Genomic DNA, 16,391 nt, shown 5'->3' with positions numbered 1-16,391 from the left:
GCAGCGGCCGGCAGTCAGCCCCGTGAGACACTCACCCCGACGCTGTGCTGGCCTGCCTTTCGTACGGGAACAACGCTACGCAGACGGAAGCGTTCACCTTGCCGACAAGGGACTGACCTGTTGTGAAAAACGGACACTCTGCCGTCCGGCAGCTGCGTTACCTCCCTGCCGTCGGGGCCGCCTACGGGGTGGAGGTCCTCAGCTTCGCCGGGCTGCGCAAGACGGACACCGAAAGACGCCGCGCCCAGCTGCAGCGCCCCGACTTCCACGTCCTCGCTCTGGTCACCGAAGGCAGGGGCACTCATGAAGCGGACTTCCAGCACCACCAACTGCACGAAGGCAGCGTCGTGTGGATCAGGCCCGGGGTGGTGCACCGGTGGAGCGACATCGATCGTCTCGACGGGCCTCTGATCCTTTTTCAGCCGGGCTTTCTGCCCGACCCCGGCCTGGAATCCGCTGGCGCCTCGACTGTTTGCTGGCGTCTGTCGTCCCAGGCCTTCGCCCTGGCCGTGCTGGCCGCCGAGCACCTTGAACGCGAGCACCGCACGGCAGTGCGATCGCCACGTCTGGCCTCTTCCGCACTGCTTTCCCACCTACTGGCGGCACTGGTCCTGCGCGTCCTTCCCGAGGCGTCCGCACCACTGCCCCACAACGCGACCGGGAGCCGGCCGCTCGAAATCTTCCGTGCCTACCGCACCGCGGTCGAGGAACACTTCACCGAGTGGCACCAAGTCGCCGACTACGCACAGGAGATCGGCTACGACACGCGCACACTCACCCGCGCTACCCGCGCCGCCACCGGGGCCGGCGCCAAGGCCTTCCTCGACCAGCGCATCCTGCTCGAAGCGAAACGGCTGCTCGCCCACTCCGACCTGCCGGTCGGCAGCTGCGCACACCGCCTCGGATTCCGCGACACGGGCAACTTCACCACCTTCTTCCGACGGCAGACCGGCCTCGCCCCCACCACATGGACCGCCAACCTCCACGCCTGCCCGAGCTCGTCCAGCAGCAGCTCGGTGCGCTGAGCCTTGAGCGTCCCCGCCCGGAACCCCTGCGCTGCTCACTGATCCAGCACCCCGGGGCGTAGGTGCGGTCACCGACTTCGCCGAGGGTGACGGTGCCGTCCACCGGTACCTGGCGTCACCGCTCTTCTCCACCCAGGTGCGCAGGGCCTTCAGTCCGGTCAGCCACGCCGCCGCATTCGGCTGCAGCACACAGGTACGCAGGAAATTAGCGATCACGTCGGGGTTCTTCGGCAGCGAGAACCGCGACAACGGCGTCTTCGACTTCTTACCCTTCCGCCGCTCGCCGACGGCGGCCTACTGGGCTGACACATTTCTGCCGCGCCGCGCGTCATGGCAGTAAGGCACATGGTCGATCGTCCGGGAGACAACGATGAACACATCCGCCCCCATCCTCGTCACCGGAGGCACGCACGGGCACGCTCGGCAGTCACGTCGTACCGCTGCTGCGTGGGGCGGGCCACCACGTCCGTATCCTGACCCGCAACCGTCGCGAACCGGCGCCCGGCATCGAGTACCGCAGCTGCGACCTGCTGGGCGGTGCCGGCCTCTACGAGGCGCTGAAAGGCGTCGAGACGGTCCTGCACCTGGCGGGCGGCCCCAAGGGCGACGACGAGGCGACCAGGAATCTGGTGTCCGCCGCGCGCTCGGACGGGGTGCGGCACCTGGTGTACCCGAGGGACGTACGCCCTCGCCGAACGCGCCACCGCCTCCTCCCGCCTCTTCCTGGAAGGCCTCGTACGCGGTGACCTCGGTGAGGCCGTGTAACTGCGTCCGCCACTACGACGCGGGATCCTGCCTGCGCGAACAGGACGACGAGAGCAACCTGCGAGGACCCGACACCCACGCCGAGGAACATGAGACACGACCCGGCGACTGCGTCACCGAGACCGCCATCCGCAGGCAGGAAGCCGTTCTGACCCCGGCGACATTCCTGACCGAACTCGTCAGCTGACCCGGTATCGGCAGCGGTCCTTCGCGTCGGGCGCGAAGGACCGCTGGGCCCCGGCCAGCGCCCGCAAGCCCGGCCGGGAGCGGGCCGGGTGCACTTGCATGGCCAGCAGCCAGGACTCCCAGGTCTCCAGCATGACGGCAGGCGGATCCCCGACACAGCGCACGAGGGCGACGTTCAGCGACCTCATGACTGCGCCCGACCTGGAGTTGTGCCCGACCTGGAGTTGTGCAAGATATCGATCTCCTCCAACGAAGAGGACAGCGACCTTTCCATGATGGAAACCACCGCTGCCATCTCTTCGTTCTCGTAGTCCTGGCGCGGCACGATCACGGGCGCTGTCTCTTTCGCTGCTGCTCAGATGCTTAAGCCTTACTGGGGCACCTTCTTGAAGACGAACATCTCCTCGGTGTCCGCAGACACCGAGATATACAGGCCGTTCTTGGCTCCCTGGCCGTAGGCTCCCACTTCGACAGTGGCCTCCTGCTCGGGCCCCGTGCGGAGCGTGACAAAGATTTTTTGGTTCGCGAGCGATGTGTACCTGGTGCCCATGGACCACGTTCCGCTGCCGCTGAGGGTGGCGGATACAGCGCTGGCGGACCCCGAGAAGCGCGAGGGCACCCTGTCCCCGATCGCCGTCCCGTCCTCATGCAAGGTCAGTCGCGCGCCGCCCGGGCCGGCCCAGGCGCCGATGAAGTCGCTGCGTTCCGCCTTGAACGGCTCCGACTCACGTATGAGATGGAACAGCAGGAACCCGCCGGCGATCAACGCCAGCACAGAGGCCGCGATCGCTACCTGAGCTGTCTTCTTCATTTGATCATCATGTCTTGTTCCCAGTTCACTTCCTTCCTCAGCTCTGCGGAGGCAGCTTCTGGGGGCCAATCATTTGGGTCCAGGAGGCACTATGTCCGCTTCGAGCACGCCCTGAAGACCGTTGTCGTCGGCGGGCAGGGCCAGGCCCAGCACGCGGGCGACCCTGCGGTAAGGCGGGGTCATGTTCGGGTTTCCTGCGGTGGCGCGGCGACCAGTGAGACAGATGCCCGAGGAAACAGGCACGAGCCGACACTGGCACGCGGTGTGGGCCCGGCCGGCGAGCGCCAGCCGGCCCACACCGCGTGCAGCGGTTTACCGTCGCAGTGGTCGCTCAGTGGTCGGAATAGCTGAAATCGCCTACGGTCCAGGAACTGACGTCCTCGATCGCCACGCGGTACATTCCGCCCGTCTCCGGGATCCCGACCGTGCCCTGCAGGATCCGGGCGACGTGGAAGTGCAGATGCGTAGGCGGCCCGCTCGTCACGGGGGAGTCGAAGACGGCGGAGAACTCGCCCACGCGGTCCGAACCCGTCAGTACCTCCGACACCCTCTGCCGCCACACTGCTTCGGGAGCCAGTCGACCGGTGATGACAGCACCACCGGTGACCACGGTCAGGGACATTTGATTGCTCTGCCCTGACTCAACCAGGGCGGCGACATTAACCAGCAGCTCGTCAGGCTTCGACATGAGACAGATTATATTTACCAGCCATCCATGCTTGAGCAGTGGCACTACCCGGCAAAACGGGCGCTTACTGTCTTGCTGCTGGAGGCTCGGCGGGAGACCGCGGTGGCGCGGGTGAGGCGGTTGACCACGGACCAGCCGAAGCCTCCAACGCTCCGCCGTTCAGGTCGGGGGTGCGTACGCGCGGCGCATGCCGACTCTGAGTGTCCTCAGCAGTGCCGAGACCCGCTCCCAGATAAAACCGGCGCCATCCTCTTGTCCCTGAAGCGTCAGCGGCCGGGACGAGGTCTGCTCCTACTGCTTGGCGGAGACGAACGGTAAGCACGGCCGAGATTCGATCTGGAACCAGACCCCGGCAGGATTGAAGGCTCTGGGTGTAGGCAACGAACTGCCGCCACGTTCGAGGGCCGGTCCCGGGGCCAGGGGGCGTCAGGGCCAGGTCGCACGGCATCGCGGTGACCGAGACGATCCTCGTACGGCGGCCGCCTCCACCTGACCGGCTGGCAGGTGGAGGTCAACCACGGCCACCGTGCTCGGGCAGCCGATCGAGGAGACGGCAGTGCGCAGTGCGGCAGGCCACCGGGCCGGTCATGGCCCGCCTGGACCCCGCGCCGGGCGAATCCGGGGCGGTCTTCTTCGGATCACCCGTATGGCCCCGCCAACGGGAAAGGGCGATCCGGACGTGTGATGCTCGCTGAGTGTGCGTCGGGGGCAACGGAGACACTCTCGTGCCGATGGGGTAAGGGGGCCGCATGGCGACCTTGTGCCGGCCGGCAGTCTCGGTTCCGGAGCACGTCATCACCATGGAGGAGACGCTCGACCTTGCGCGCTCGCGCCATGCAGGTCATCCCCAGCTGGGTCTTGCGTTGCGCCTGATGGAGAACACCGGAGTGCAAACCCGGCATCTCGTGCAGCCGCTCGCTGAGACACTCGCGCACCCGGGCTTCGAGGCACGCAACAGGCTGTACGCGGCCGAGGCCAAGGCGCGGGTACCGCTGGTCGTACGGCGCGCGCTGGAGGGCAGCGAGCTGCAGGCCGCGCAGATCGACATGATCATTTATGTGTCCTGCACCGGATTCATGATGCCCTCGCTCACCGCCTGGCTGATCAACACGATGGGTTTCCCCTCCCACACCCGGCAGATACCGATCGCTCAGCTGGGCTGCGCAGCGGGCGGCGCGGCCATCAACCGGGCGCACGACTTCTGCACGGCGTATCCGCAGGCGAACGCGCTGATCGTGGCATGCGAGTTCTGCTCCCTGTGCTACCAGCCCACCGACACCGGCATCGGATCGCTGCTGTCCAACGGCCTGTTCGGCGACGGCATAGCCGCCGCGGTCGTCCGCGGGACGGGCGGCCACGGCATCTGCCTGGAGCGCAACGGCTCCTACCTCATCCCGGGAACGGAGGACTGGATCGCGTACGACGTACGGGCTACGGGCTTCCACTTCCTGCTGGACAAGCGGGTGCCAGGCACGATGGAACCACTCGCCCCCGTGCTGCGCGGCCTCGCCGACGAGCACGGCTGGGATGCCTCAGACCTCGACTTCTACATCGTGCATGCCGGCGGGCCGCGGATCCTGGACGACCTGAGCACCTTCCTCCAGGTCAGACCGGAGGCGTTCCGGCACAGCCGGGCCACGCTCACCGAATACGGGAACATTGCGAGCGCCGTCGTCCTGGACGCGCTACGCCGACTGTTCGACGAAGGCGGCGCCGCCGACCAGGCGCGCGGCCTCCTTGCCGGATTCGGCCCGGGTATCACGGCCGAGATGGCACTGGGCCGCTGGAGCCGCACGCCGTGACGCTCGCAAAGGAAAACCCGATGACCGAGCCCTCCCGTACCGTCTCCCCGCCGGCGGACAGCGCTCTGATCGTGCCCCCCGGGGCAGGCCGCACCCTTCGTGCCGCTGCCCAGCACGTGACCTTCAAAGTGACCGGCGCGCGGTCGCGCTTCTCATCGAGCTTCGAAGTGCTTGTACCACCGGGCTTCGACGTCGGCGCGCACATTCACACACGCAGCGAGGAACTGTTCTACGTCCTTGAGGGCGAACTCGATGTTCTTGCCTTCGAGCCGCAGGTACGCACCCCAGACGGCTGGCAGGGGTGGCAATCGTCGACAGGCGAGCGTGTGGTCCGCGCCACGCCCGGCACCGTCATCCTGGTCCCGCCTGGCTGCCCGCACGCCTTCGCCAATCCCACCGACGTCGCGGCCCGCATGTTCTTCCAGTCCTCCCCGCCCCCGGACCACGAACGCTACTTCGAAGAACTCCTGACGATCCTGTCCGCCGACAGGCCCGTGGACCACAGCGCCATCGCCGCACTGCGCCGCCGCTACGACATCGAGCAGCTCACACCGCTGCGCCACGACCAGCCAGCGAGGAGCCAGTGATGCAGGACGGACCCGCTCCCTTGTACGAGGTGTCAGACTTGCCGGCCCTCGACTTCGACCCCTTCCTGCGCGCCGCGCTGCAGGGCGAACCGGTCATCCGGGTACGGCTACCGCACGGAGCACCCGGCGAGTGCTGGCTGGCGACGGGGCACGACGCCGTCTGCTTCGTCACCTCTGATCCCCGGTTCAGCCGCGACATCGTCGGCCGGCCCCTGCCCAGCATGAACAAGTACCTCGTCCCGCTGGACCGCGCGGTCAGCTTCGTCGACCCGCCCGGCCACACCCGCGTCCGTTCCGTGGTCTCCTCGGCGTTCAACCGCTCCGGCATGGCAGCCCTACGGCCGCACGTTCAGGCCGTACTCGACGGACACATCGACTCCATGGTCGCAGCCGGACCGCCCGCCGACCTCGTCGAACACGTGACCTCCCCCTTCCCCCTGCATGTCATCGGTGCTGTGCTGGGCGTGCCCGAGGTGGAGCGCCCGCGCCTGCGCTCGTGGGCGAACGCCATCCTGACCCGGGCGAAAGACGAGGCCGAGGTCGAGCGCGCCCGGCAAGCCAAGGAAGAAGGCCGCGCCTTCTTCCGTGAACTGGGCCGTGCACGCCGGCTTCGCCCGCAGGACGACCTCGTCAGCGAACTGGCAGCCGCAGCCCGGAGCGGCAGGATCGAGGAAGAAGAAGTCCTGGCCTTGGCCATGCTGATGGGGATCAACGGCTGGCACGCGGTACGCAACCACACCTCCAACATGGTCTACCTCCTGCTCACCGACGACAGTCTGAGGAACCGGCTGCGGTCCGATCCCCGCGCCGTGCCGGCGGCCGTGGAGGAACTGCTGCGCTGGATCCCCCACAAGCACGGCGTGGGACAGGCCCGCATCGCCACCGAGGATGTCGAGGTGGAAGGCGTGCTGATCCGCCGCGGTGAGGCCGTCTATGTCTCCTATGTGGCAGCGAACTGGGACGAGCGGTGCTACACCGCACCGCACCGGATCGACATCGACCGCGAAGGCCCGCCCCATCTGGCCTTCGGTCACGGCCCCCACCACTGCCTGGCGCCGTTGCTGGCTCGCATGGAAGCCGAACTGCTGCTGACCACCCTCATCACACGCCTCCCCGGCCTTCGGCTGGCCATCGATGCCGCGGCCGTTTCCTGGCAGAAAGACGTACTGATCCGAGGGCCGGTGGCACTACCGGTCACCTGGTAGACACCGAATCCTGCGACACGCAGGACGGTGAGACCGGGGCGGCGACATCCCCTGAGAGCCGGGCTGCCGTCCGGGCGCCTGCGTTCGGCTGCGGCGTGGCTCCGTCCGACGCGACGTGGCGCCGAGCGGTGCGGCGCGGACAGGTACCGCACGGCGGGACAGTGGATGCGGTGGCCGGCTGTCGCGGATTGGGCACGGGAAGTGGTGGACGGTTACGCCCGTTGAAGGTGACGCTGCGGCATGCCATGTACCGCCTGGTTTCGGTGGGTGTGCTGCGTGGGCAGGTGAGACCTCGCGACTGATGGCCGTCGCCGGTCAGTGGTGTCCTTTCGTACGCAGGGGCGGTCGGCGTACCTGCGGGCGAGCGCCGCGGCCGTGCCGTCGATCGTCGCGGACTACCGGGCCTCGGCGGGCCTCGACGTCACACACGACCAGGCGGATCAGGACGCCGGCTCCCAGCTGGTCATGCCCGTGACGGTCATCCAGCAGGACTGGGGCGCGCTGCTGGGTTACAACGCCGTCGCGGCTGGGTTACGACGCCGCCGCGGTCCGGCACGCGTGGGCGCCGGGCCTGGACCACCGGCTGACCGGTGCGGGGCACTTCATGGCCGAGGAAGCACCCGACGAAATCACGGAGGCGATCCGCGGCCTGCTGCTTCGCTGACCCTTCCCCCGGGCCACAGGAGGCGGCGGACGAGCCCACGATCCGGCGGCTGCTGACCAACCCGGCCCCCTACGGCCGCTGCTCGGCCGCTGCCGCGGCCCGGGGAAGACCAAGCGACGCTCAGCAGGCGTGGCAGCGCCCCACGGGTGTACGCCCGTATCCCTTCCGCTCCGTGCGGCAGGGGAGGCCGGGACAGTAAGGGCGCGGCACCCGTTCCGGCCGGAGCGATCGGCACGGTGGCGGCACGGACCGGGTGAGCGTGGGCAGGGAGGGCGGCCGGTGAGCGCCGGGGAGCCGGCCGTCCGCCCCGCGCCGTCAGGCCATTTCGACGTAGCGGTGGACCCGGTCGAAGCGCCGGGCTGTCACGTCCCGGCGGCGGATCACCCAGTGGGCCACGCCGGAGTCCAGTTCCGTGACGTCATCGCCGCACCTCCAGGTGGCCAGCAGAACCCAGTCATCGGCGCCCTCTTCGTGGGCCGTGGCGTCGTGCTCGCAGGGGCCGGCCTCCTCGGGCGTACGGGCGTCGTGGACGGGGTCGTTCTGGGGTGAGACCGGATGGCCGCCGATCTGCAAGGCCCAGGAAGGGCGGTAGCCGCCCACGTGTGCCCAGGCGTCGCTGAGTTCGTCGGCGAGTTCGAACTGCTCGTCCTCGGGGGAGTCGCCCCACCTGTCGAGGGCGAAGCTCTCCGGCATCTGCGCGCTCGGCTGGTGCCAGACCGTGCGCAGTTCACGCGGCCGGTACGGCTCGCGCCAACTGTGTTCCAGGGGGCTCGGGATTGTCGGGGCCCCGGCGGGCACGTACAGCACCGCGTCGGACACCTGTCCTCCGATGCCGCACACATCGGTGCCGGAGAAGAAGAGCAGGTGGCCGTCGGCGGGCAGCGGAAGGCCGGTCGCACCCGGTGGGAGGGCCGCGAGGTCGACAAAGGCCACGAAGGGGTCGGACGGCTTCGGCGCGCCGTGCGGCAGCAGGGGGTCGCCGCCGACCCGGGCCACGAGGGGGCCGTCACCGCCTTCGGCCAAGTACACCGCCGGGCGGGCGACACGTATCCACTTCTCCACCTCCTCCGACGGCAGACCCCGGGATGCCGCCTCGGCCCGGAAGCGGTTCATTCTGTCCATGTTCGCGTCGGTCACCGGGCCACCCTAACGGGCTCATGTGCGGGCATCGGCAGGGCCGAACTCACCTGAACGCAAGACACTTTGGCGCTACGGACCTTTGAAGCGCGATGTCGGCAGGGCTGACGAAGTGTGATCGGCACGGCATGCCGGTGGGGTGAGATCGCCGCAAGGCGGCGGGCTGACGCGCGAACGGCAGGCGTATTGCGAGCGGATCCGGCTGGAGGCCGCCGAGCGATTCGCTGCCCGTGCCGCCAACCCGTACGCTGACCACCCGCCTGGTCCTGCTGCGGCCCGGGCCCCCTGACGAGGCTGAACAGGTCGTGCGGTCCTCCCTCGCCGACCAGCCGGCCCGCACTCCGTACATCACAGCTCCGGCGGTGTCGCTGCCGTCTCGGGCACCGCGCCCGTGGGTGGGCTGCTGCGCCTGGATTGCCTGGTTCGTGCCTGAAGGGTGGCGAGCCAGTCGGTCAGCAGGCGGTTGACCTCGTCGGGGCGCTCCTGCTGGATCCAGTGGCCGCAGCCGTCCAGGGGGTGGGAGGCCGACAGGCCGGGGAGGGTGGTGGGGTAGGCGTCGACGAGGTCGGTCATCCAGGTGGTGGAGGCGTCGACGTCGTCGGACATCCAGGCGGTGGAGGCGTCCAGGGCGCCGGGGGCCGTGGTCATCCGGCGTCGCCGTGACCGCTTGGGCACCTGGTGGAACGACCACCAGCTCACGCTGCCCGGCCGGGTGGACACCGCGCGGCCCGGTCCAGCAGCCGCACGTCGTCGAGCTCAGCGCTCCGCATCCGATCGTGTTCGTGCAGCCCATCGAGGGCCAGGACTACAGCGTCCTTGATCCTCCGCTGCCGGAGAAGCCCGCCCGCTGGCGTGTCGATATGACGCGGCACGGGCGGTGCCTGGTGCACCGCCTGGACTGCGCCGCCTGGACCGCGCCGCCGGGTCCGAAGGCGGCAGCCTGGCCAGCGACGCGGACGCCCGGCGGCTCCTGGCGCAGGGCTCGGAGGTGGCCACCACATGCGCGATGTGCCGTCCGGAGGCAGGTACTGCGCGTGCTGCCTCCGCCGCCGGCGGACGACGTTCTGACAGCCAGGTGAGCGAGCCGGCCGCACACGACAGCTCTATGGGGTCGGGCGGTGGATGGCCGTGCGGGGAGGTACCGCGTCCGCGTCAGGCCGGGGACTACGAACAGTACGCGCGCTATGACGCGGAACGGGCCGTACTGGAAGGCGAAGCTCACCGGACAGCAGGAGGAACTGGCGCGAGAGGTGCTGGAGGTGGTGCTGCTGGTCGGCCTTGCGCCGTACCCCATCGAAGCGGCCGTGGACGGAGAGGGGACCGGGGTGGGCCTGTCCCCGGTGTCGGGCGACCGTCGCGCGCTGCGCGTGAGGTGGCAGCAGGACCCGGCGGCTGTACACCACCTGTCCGCCGAGCTGTGCGACATCCAGCAGACCGCCATGGACCAGGCCGCCATGCACCAGGCCCTGCACACCATCTTGTCCGTGCACCGCTTCTGGCCCGAGGACGCACCGCTGGCCGAGGCTCTGCTCGTCCTCGCACGCACCCGCCCCGGCCACTGACGCGCGCTTCGGTGGGCTGGCGGTCGGGACCGGCGCGGTGCCGGCGCACGGGGCGACGCCACCCGCTGACGGTGTCGCGGACGCAGAGACTGACCTGACCTGAGGAAAGAGCTGTGTGCTGGGTGCCGGCGGGGGATCGGTGCGCTGGCTGCGGCGTATCAGGCACAGCCCGCAGTCTGGAGAGCGACGGATACCGGTGCATCGCGTTCGTCCGCGCGGGGACGGTACTGCTCCAGTCCAGGCGCGGCGCGCTTCTGCTGCCGGCGTTCCCGGAATGCGCCGAGGCCGCCGCAGGCGTGGACGAAGGTCACAGCGCCGGATCCCCATGGCTGGACACGGGGGTCAGCTGCTCATCCGCCCACTCGGCGAAGGTGGTGAGCGGGATGCCCAACTCCTGGGCGAATGCGGGCCGGGCGGGCTGGAGGACCACGTTGTTCCACTCGTGTCCGGCTCCCCACTTCGGCATGCCCGCGTCGAGGGCCTCTTCCAGGCTCAGGGAAGGCGCGGTCACCGGCACGCCCCAGGCGGCGGACATGGTCTGCGCGATCTGTTCCATCGTGCGCAGGTCACCGGCCAGTTCCAGTTCCACCTGGTGGAACCGGTCGGGATCTCGGAGGGCGTGCGCCGCGGCCGTGCCGATGTCCCGCACGGCCACCAGGGCCAGTTCGGTGTCTGGTTTCAGTACCGTCAGCAGGCCACCGCGGGGCCCCCTGGGCGCCAGCAGGGGCAGGTTCTCCATGAAGAAGGCGGGCTTGATCACCGTCCAGCGGACAAAGCCCGCATCGCGTACCGCCTCCATGATTGCCTGCTTGGTGTGGAAGTAGCCGGCCATCGCCGCCCAGCGGCCTTCGGCCCAGCCGGGGGCCTGGGTGTGCTCGCCGACTCCGCTGGTCGAGGACTGCACGAACTGTCGTACTCCCTCGGCCTTCGCCGCATCCACCAGGTTGGTGGCCTGGGTGAGTTCGCCCGCGAAGTCCACACTGGTCTCGGTCATCGGCGGCATCTGCACGGAGAACACGGCGCGGACCCCCTCGACCGCCGGGCCGAGGGTGGCCCGGTCGGAAAGGTCCGCTCGCACCAGCTCGGCGCCCAGCGCCTCGATCGCCCGCGCGGGCTTCGACCACGGATCGCGTACGAGCGCACGTACGGGTACGCCGGCGGCCAGGAGTGCGCGAGCTGCGGCCCCGCCTTGCCGGCCGGTGGCTCCGGTGACCAGGACGGTATCGCTGTCGACGGCCATGGCCGCTGCTCCTCACGGACCGGAGAACAAGGACGAGTGGTCAGCGCCAGCGGTTGTTGCTGGTGTGGTCGCCGGCGAGCCAGCGGGAGAGGTCGTCGTGTGCTGTGGCTCGCCGCTCGGCGTCGATCTTTTCCACGTCGGGGTGGTCGACAGCGAACTCCAGTATCAGCCCGTTGGGATCCGTGATGTACAGCGAGACGCAGTACCCGTGGTCGATCACGTGGGCGTTCGTCTCCGCATGGCCGGCCGCGGTGACGCGCTCACGTATGGCTTCCTGGGCCTCCGCCTCGACCTTGAAGGCAATGTGGCGCACGGGGGTGGAGTTGATGCCGGTCCTGAACTCCTCCTGGTCCTTGGGGTTCGCGAACTGGAAGAAGGCGAGCGCACTGCCGTCGGCCAGGCCGTAGAGGGTGTGACTGTAGACGCGCTCGGTTCCGAGCAGCACCTCGCGCTCGGTCCACGTGGCGACCAGGGGCAGGCCGATCACATCCTCGTAGAAGCGCCGGTTGGCTTCCTGGTCGTCAGTGATCCAGGCGTGGTGGTGGAGGCGGAGCGGCAGGACCTTGCTCATGTCAATCTCCCGGGGTGCGTTGGGGTGTTGGGCTGGTGACCTGGGTGTCGCCGGCCTGGTGGTCAGCATGCCGCTCAATTAGGTTGAACGCTAAATCAATTCGAGCCGTTGTGTGCGCGCCGGGGAGCGGGTGGCCCGTCGGTCGGCCGGCGGGGGCCGGCGTCGGGTGGTCGGCTTGCGCCGGGTGGCGCGTGGTGCCGCATCCGTGCCCGGACGGGCCCGCTGCTCGGTGCGGGCCGGGCCTGGCGGGTACGAGGGCTCCGGCCTGGCCCGACGTCGCACCCGCCCGCCCCGTTCGCGTAGGCCCACCGCCAATGTGGCGGATGCCGGCCCGGCGTGCGTCCGGTGGCGAGAAAAGGTTGAACGGTAATCCACTCGGGGCGGGGCTCCGGGCTGGAAGGCCTCATCCGCGGCTCGCCGAGTCGCTTCGTGCCGTCGGAGATTGACGTCGACACGGGCACCTGCCGCGCCACCGCCTGCGTGACGCCCGAGGCTGCGGCGCAGTCCTTGCCCGTGATGGGCGATCAGCTCACGGCCCTGCTGCCGGAGTCGGCCGACCGCGAAAGACTTCCGTGGTGGCAACGGCCCCGCGGCCACGGTCGCGGCGCCGCGTACCGGCACGATCAGCGTCGGACCGTACCGGCTCTCGCACCGACGATGGAGCCGGCAGTTCCTCGGAGGCATCTCCGCCCCCGCAGCGCACCCGGATGACCCCGCAGCGCCGCGCGGTCTGTTCGCACTGCTGCGTGACGCTGCCATGGACGGCCCGATCGTCTGTGCCCGGGCCCAGTTGCCGACGGTACGGTCCGGCTGACCCGCATTGCCGGTGGCTCGATCTGCTCACTGGAGGCCTTTCGTGATGCGAGTGAGCACTGACAGGCCGGGCGGCCGCGGTGAAGGTTCCCCCGGCCGAAGTGGTCCAGCGCCTCAACGGCCACCTTGTTGACGGGCTCCGCCGTTCTTGGCTGCGGCCGACTGTGCACGGGGCGCGAAGCCGCTCTCGGCCGTACGACTGCCCGGGTCTTTGCGCCGGCGGACTGCAACCGCGAGGCCGCGGCCGGGCTCAAGCGCCGGCCCGCGCCGCTCTTTGAGCCGCCGCCCTTTCCGCTGCTGCGCTTGCCCGCGAATGTCATCTCCTCCCTCCTGCTTCTGCGTAACCCGCGGTGGGAAATCCGTGCATCCGACTACCGGAACCGGCTGCCGGTAAGCATGTTGAATCTTTAATCATGGCGTTTTTCCTGAAGGGTTGACCGCTGTAGCGTGGCCGAATCCGGTCAGTGTTTTAGCGTGACGCACGTCACATGTGTGGCTGCTGTGCCCCGTGATGCTGGCGTTACGTGGCTCGAAGGTGTGGCAAAACCGACAAGTGGAAGGTTGCTCGCGCACTGCCCGGTATCGGAACCCGGATGCGGGTTTTCCAGCCGATTGCCGGATGCAAAAGCATGGGATGAAGAAATAGGGGGACTCGGTGCAGCCTTTTTCGGGGGCCCCGGTGAATGCTTGACAGTGCCAAATGCGTGCGCACATCATGTTGTTGGTCGGCAGCGGCTTGCCGGCTCGATGGCCGAGGCAAGGAAGGAATGCTTCCTGGTGAGTGGCTCTTATTCTCTTCGCCCGCCTGTAGTGGGTGACGCTCCGCGCATGTGGCATCTTGTCAATCGCAGTGAAAACCTCGACAAGAACAGTCTCTACAGTTATTTGATGTGGTGCCGCGACTTCTCCGGCAGCTCTGTCGTCGCGGAGCGCCAGGACGGTGAAGTGATCGGCTTCATCACGGGCTACAGCAGGCCGGAAATGCCGGACGTGCTCTTCGCCTGGCAGACGGCCACCGACCGGCGGGACCGCCGGCCCGGCCTGCCGGGGGCGATGCTGGAACACCTGCTGCGGCGGGTGGCAGCCCGTGGTGTGACCCGTCTGGAGACCACGGTGAATCCGGGCAACCGCCCCGTCATCATGCTGCTGGAGAAGTTCGCGAGTGACGCGGGAGCCTCGGTGAAACGCTCCACGCTCTTCGAGGCGTCCCATTTTCCGGACGGACATCCCGACGAGATTCTTTACAGTGTCGGGCCGATCCGCTTTCCGGGCTGACGGTAGACGGTCCCGTGAGAGAGGTCCTTCGGTTGAGTGGCAAGAACCCCCTGAGTGGTCCGAATCCCTTGGAAGTCGAACTCCTGACGATCGTCCGCCGGCGACCGGTGCCCGACATGTCGTCGCACCGGCTGTTGCAGGCGCATCTGGAGCAGGACCTCGGTATGGACTCGATGAAGATCATCGAGCTGCTTGAGGAAGTCGAGGAACACTTCGGTTTCTCGATCGCGGACGAGGAACTCGCGCATCTTCGTACGGTGCGCGACCTGTATTCATCGATCGAGAAGAACGCGGCAGCGGCACAGGCGTAAGGCGAGACCAGGGGCATCGAGACCAGGTGTGCCGAGATCAGGCGTGACGCAAACAGGCGAGCTGGAAGCACGCGCAACGAGATCAGGCATGACGACATCTCGGGCGAGAAGGCTGCAACGTCGTAAGGAGAACGTACGTGATAGTGAAAAACCTCGACGACATCATCGGGAGCGAACAAGACATTCGTTCCACGCAGTGGCGCAGCCGACGGCTGCTGCTGGCCGCCGACGGTCTGAACTACTCCCTGCACGACACCATTGCCTACGCCGGGGCCGAATACACCCTCCAGTACCTGCACCATCTGGAATCCGTGTACTGCATCGCCGGGACCGGAGAGATCGAGGACCATGCCACCGGCCGGGTCCACCCGCTCCGCGACGGCTCCCTCTACGTCCTCGACGAGCACGACCGGCACACGCTGAGGGCGTTCACCGAAATGCGGTTCCTGTGCGTGTTCACCCCGGCCGTCACCGGCGCGGAAGTGCACGACGAAAACGGCGCTTACCCGCCGCCGGTCACACAGGACGAACCGCGCGCCACGCTCACCGGTGCGGAGAACGTGCCCTCATGACGTCGTGGTGGTCGGTCACGGAAAACGTCGACACCACTGCCCTGGACTGCGTGCAGGCGAACATCGCCGTGCTCGCCGACCGCGTGCACGGCGGCGGAACCCACCTCCGGCTCGGCGCCCCCCTGCGCTTCCGCCCCAACACGTCGACAGCCACATCGCTGCCCACGGTCGAGCCCTCACTCGATCACCATGTCTCGGACGCGGAAATACTGACGGGAATACGGCTCCGAGGCATGAATGAGCCCATCTCCGTCGACCGCGCCTGCCGACTGCTCGATTCGGTGAATTCCTCGCTACCGCACGTGCTGTACGTCGTGGCGGACGCCTACACCTTGCCGTGGTGCCCGTACGTCGGCCACGTCCACATGGACCACAGTTTCCTGCTCCTGCGCCGGGACGAGGCGCATGTGGACGTGCTCGACGCGTACCACAACGACACCCCCTACGGGCCCGCGAGACCGGACATCAGGGCGATCGGCCGGGAAGAACTCCAGGAGCGACTGGCGGAACAGCCCCTTCGTGTCGCGGAGGTCGGGACGGCGACCCCACAACGGCACAGCCTCGCGCACACGCTCCAGCGCAATGCCTCCGCCCTGAGCACAGCGGAACACGACATCCGTGCCTACGCGCAGGCGTATCGGGATCACGCCGATCCAGCGACTGCCGCCGAGGCGCTGCTGCTGGAAAGCTGGCTCCTGGCGCGCTCCCGCCGCATGCACGCTCGATGGCTGTCGCACTCCCTGCCTGCCGAGGTGTGCGCACCGTTCAGCCGCCACGCCGACGCCTGGTCCGCTTTTGCCGGCCACTGCTATATGGCCGCACGGCGTCTGCGGCGCGGCAGCACACCCCCCGACGGCGTTCACGAGCAGTTGTCGGCTCTCCTGCACGAGGACATCCGCCAGGCAGAACGCCTGGCCGAGGCACCTTCCGCGTCAACCACCGCTGCTTGACGACTTTCCGGGAGTACGCATGACTGCCATGCCACCCGCCTTGAGCGTCTTCGAGACCCTGGAATCCGAGGTACGCAGCTACTGCCGCGACTGGCCGGCGGTGTTCGACCGCGCGCACGGGGCCCGCCTCACCGACGAGGACGGGCACACCTACCTCGACTTCTTCGCCGGTGCCGGGTCGCTGAACTACGGGCACAACAACCCCGTACTCAAACGCGCCCTGATCG

At 68.5% G+C, this 16,391-nt stretch carries 18 protein-coding genes and 2 pseudogenes; 13 read left to right on the top strand and 7 right to left on the bottom strand.

Features of this window, described 5'->3' with window-relative positions; translation table 11 throughout:
* The first annotated feature begins 122 nt into the window (after window positions 1–122).
* The 3 genes from AB0L45_RS29945 to AB0L45_RS29935 all read left to right on the top strand — a co-directional run bounded on the left by AB0L45_RS29945 (window position 123) and on the right by AB0L45_RS29935 (window position 1,977).
* Complete coding sequence (locus tag AB0L45_RS29945) at window positions 123–1,025, top strand: helix-turn-helix domain-containing protein (RefSeq protein WP_365845401.1); 903 nt, start codon at window positions 123–125, stop codon at window positions 1,023–1,025.
* A gap of 440 nt (window positions 1,026–1,465) precedes the next feature.
* Window positions 1,466–1,771: an NAD(P)H-binding protein gene (locus AB0L45_RS29940; protein ID WP_365845636.1), complete on the top strand. Its 306-nt coding sequence runs from the start codon at window positions 1,466–1,468 to the stop codon at window positions 1,769–1,771.
* Between the two features lie 5 nt (window positions 1,772–1,776).
* On the top strand, window positions 1,777–1,977 hold the full coding sequence (locus AB0L45_RS29935; protein WP_365845399.1) for a hypothetical protein: 201 nt from the start codon (window positions 1,777–1,779) through the stop codon (window positions 1,975–1,977).
* Here the strand turns inward: AB0L45_RS29935 and AB0L45_RS29930 are convergent.
* From AB0L45_RS29930 to AB0L45_RS29920, 3 genes are all read right to left on the bottom strand, one after another.
* Complete coding sequence (locus tag AB0L45_RS29930) at window positions 1,970–2,164, bottom strand: hypothetical protein (protein WP_365845397.1); 195 nt, start codon at window positions 2,162–2,164, stop codon at window positions 1,970–1,972. The two genes, AB0L45_RS29935 and AB0L45_RS29930, sit on opposite strands and share 8 nt — an antisense overlap.
* 182 nt (window positions 2,165–2,346) lie before the next feature.
* Window positions 2,347–2,787 carry a hypothetical protein gene (locus AB0L45_RS29925; protein ID WP_365845395.1) on the bottom strand — a complete coding sequence of 147 codons (441 nt, stop codon included), beginning with the start codon at window positions 2,785–2,787 and terminating at the stop codon, window positions 2,347–2,349.
* Window positions 2,788–3,118: 331 nt separating this feature from the next.
* Window positions 3,119–3,475, bottom strand: coding sequence for a hypothetical protein (locus AB0L45_RS29920; RefSeq protein ID WP_365845393.1), 357 nt, complete (start codon window positions 3,473–3,475; stop codon window positions 3,119–3,121).
* 749 nt (window positions 3,476–4,224) lie between these two features.
* On the opposite strand from AB0L45_RS29920, the gene AB0L45_RS29915 reads away from it, so the two are divergent.
* The 4 genes and pseudogenes from AB0L45_RS29915 to AB0L45_RS29900 form a co-directional block, all read left to right on the top strand.
* Complete coding sequence (locus AB0L45_RS29915; RefSeq protein WP_365845391.1) at window positions 4,225–5,277, top strand: type III polyketide synthase; 1,053 nt, start codon at window positions 4,225–4,227, stop codon at window positions 5,275–5,277.
* 20 nt (window positions 5,278–5,297) lie between these two features.
* Window positions 5,298–5,864, top strand: coding sequence for a cupin domain-containing protein (locus AB0L45_RS29910; protein ID WP_365845389.1), 567 nt, complete (start codon window positions 5,298–5,300; stop codon window positions 5,862–5,864).
* Window positions 5,865–5,893: 29 nt separating this feature from the next.
* On the top strand, window positions 5,894–7,069 hold the full coding sequence (locus AB0L45_RS29905; protein ID WP_365845387.1) for a cytochrome P450: 1,176 nt from the start codon (window positions 5,894–5,896) through the stop codon (window positions 7,067–7,069).
* A 342-nt stretch (window positions 7,070–7,411) separates the two neighbouring features.
* Window positions 7,412–7,733, top strand: a pseudogene (locus AB0L45_RS29900) (alpha/beta hydrolase); the annotation flags it as partial.
* Between the two features lie 315 nt (window positions 7,734–8,048).
* Here the strand turns inward: AB0L45_RS29900 and AB0L45_RS29895 are convergent.
* A complete protein-coding gene (locus AB0L45_RS29895; protein WP_365845385.1) occupies window positions 8,049–8,870 on the bottom strand; it encodes a DUF1963 domain-containing protein in 822 nt (273 codons plus the stop codon).
* A 348-nt stretch (window positions 8,871–9,218) separates the two neighbouring features.
* A pseudogene (locus AB0L45_RS29890) lies at window positions 9,219–9,464 on the bottom strand (hypothetical protein); the annotation flags it as partial.
* A gap of 590 nt (window positions 9,465–10,054) precedes the next feature.
* On the opposite strand from AB0L45_RS29890, the gene AB0L45_RS29885 reads away from it, so the two are divergent.
* Window positions 10,055–10,432, top strand: coding sequence for a hypothetical protein (locus tag AB0L45_RS29885; RefSeq protein WP_365845383.1), 378 nt, complete (start codon window positions 10,055–10,057; stop codon window positions 10,430–10,432).
* A 307-nt stretch (window positions 10,433–10,739) separates the two neighbouring features.
* Here AB0L45_RS29885 and AB0L45_RS29880 read toward each other — a convergent pair whose 3' ends face one another.
* Window positions 10,740–11,672 carry an NmrA family NAD(P)-binding protein gene (locus AB0L45_RS29880; protein WP_365845381.1) on the bottom strand — a complete coding sequence of 311 codons (933 nt, stop codon included), beginning with the start codon at window positions 11,670–11,672 and terminating at the stop codon, window positions 10,740–10,742.
* Window positions 11,673–11,712: 40 nt separating this feature from the next.
* A complete protein-coding gene (locus AB0L45_RS29875; protein WP_365845379.1) occupies window positions 11,713–12,243 on the bottom strand; it encodes a VOC family protein in 531 nt (176 codons plus the stop codon).
* 1,560 nt (window positions 12,244–13,803) lie between these two features.
* Here AB0L45_RS29875 and ectA point away from each other — a divergent pair.
* From ectA to AB0L45_RS29850, 5 genes are all read left to right on the top strand, one after another.
* Complete coding sequence (gene ectA, locus AB0L45_RS29870; RefSeq protein ID WP_365845376.1) at window positions 13,804–14,331, top strand: diaminobutyrate acetyltransferase; 528 nt, start codon at window positions 13,804–13,806, stop codon at window positions 14,329–14,331.
* A 68-nt stretch (window positions 14,332–14,399) separates the two neighbouring features.
* Window positions 14,400–14,642 (top strand): acyl carrier protein, encoded by a 243-nt coding sequence (locus AB0L45_RS29865; RefSeq protein WP_365845374.1) that lies wholly within the window; start codon window positions 14,400–14,402, stop codon window positions 14,640–14,642.
* Window positions 14,643–14,779: 137 nt separating this feature from the next.
* Window positions 14,780–15,214 (top strand): ectoine synthase, encoded by a 435-nt coding sequence (locus AB0L45_RS29860; RefSeq protein WP_365845372.1) that lies wholly within the window; start codon window positions 14,780–14,782, stop codon window positions 15,212–15,214.
* Window positions 15,211–16,164, top strand: a complete 954-nt coding sequence (locus AB0L45_RS29855) for a hypothetical protein (protein ID WP_365845370.1) — start codon at window positions 15,211–15,213, stop codon at window positions 16,162–16,164. The genes AB0L45_RS29860 and AB0L45_RS29855 overlap by 4 nt, the downstream gene beginning before the upstream one ends.
* Before the next feature lie 19 nt (window positions 16,165–16,183).
* Window positions 16,184–16,391, top strand: a 208-nt coding sequence (locus AB0L45_RS29850; RefSeq protein ID WP_365845368.1) for an aminotransferase class III-fold pyridoxal phosphate-dependent enzyme, incomplete at its 3' end; no start/stop codon positions are given.

The organism is Streptomyces sp. NPDC052496, from assembly GCF_040679095.1.
Taxonomy (GTDB): Bacteria; Actinomycetota; Actinomycetes; order Streptomycetales; family Streptomycetaceae; genus Streptomyces.
The sequence above is the reverse complement of the archived record's forward strand: the minus strand, read 5'-3'. Positions and strand labels throughout refer to the sequence as shown.

Excerpts from the sequence above, each read along its gene's own strand:
- AB0L45_RS29920 (WP_365845393.1), bottom strand. The coding sequence starts at position 3,475 with ATGTCGAAGCCTGACGAGCTGCTGGTTAATGTCGCCGCCCTGGTTGAG.
- AB0L45_RS29925 (WP_365845395.1), bottom strand. The coding sequence starts at position 2,787 with ATGAAGAAGACAGCTCAGGTAGCGATCGCGGCCTCTGTGCTGGCGTTG.
- AB0L45_RS29910 (WP_365845389.1), top strand. The coding sequence starts at position 5,298 with ATGACCGAGCCCTCCCGTACCGTCTCCCCGCCGGCGGACAGCGCTCTG.
- AB0L45_RS29915 (WP_365845391.1), top strand. The coding sequence starts at position 4,225 with ATGGCGACCTTGTGCCGGCCGGCAGTCTCGGTTCCGGAGCACGTCATC.
- ectA (WP_365845376.1), top strand. The coding sequence starts at position 13,804 with ATGGCCGAGGCAAGGAAGGAATGCTTCCTGGTGAGTGGCTCTTATTCT.
- AB0L45_RS29875 (WP_365845379.1), bottom strand. The coding sequence starts at position 12,243 with ATGAGCAAGGTCCTGCCGCTCCGCCTCCACCACCACGCCTGGATCACT.
- AB0L45_RS29880 (WP_365845381.1), bottom strand. The coding sequence starts at position 11,672 with ATGGCCGTCGACAGCGATACCGTCCTGGTCACCGGAGCCACCGGCCGG.
- AB0L45_RS29855 (WP_365845370.1), top strand. The coding sequence starts at position 15,211 with ATGACGTCGTGGTGGTCGGTCACGGAAAACGTCGACACCACTGCCCTG.
- AB0L45_RS29885 (WP_365845383.1), top strand. The coding sequence starts at position 10,055 with ATGACGCGGAACGGGCCGTACTGGAAGGCGAAGCTCACCGGACAGCAG.
- AB0L45_RS29930 (WP_365845397.1), bottom strand. The coding sequence starts at position 2,164 with ATGAGGTCGCTGAACGTCGCCCTCGTGCGCTGTGTCGGGGATCCGCCT.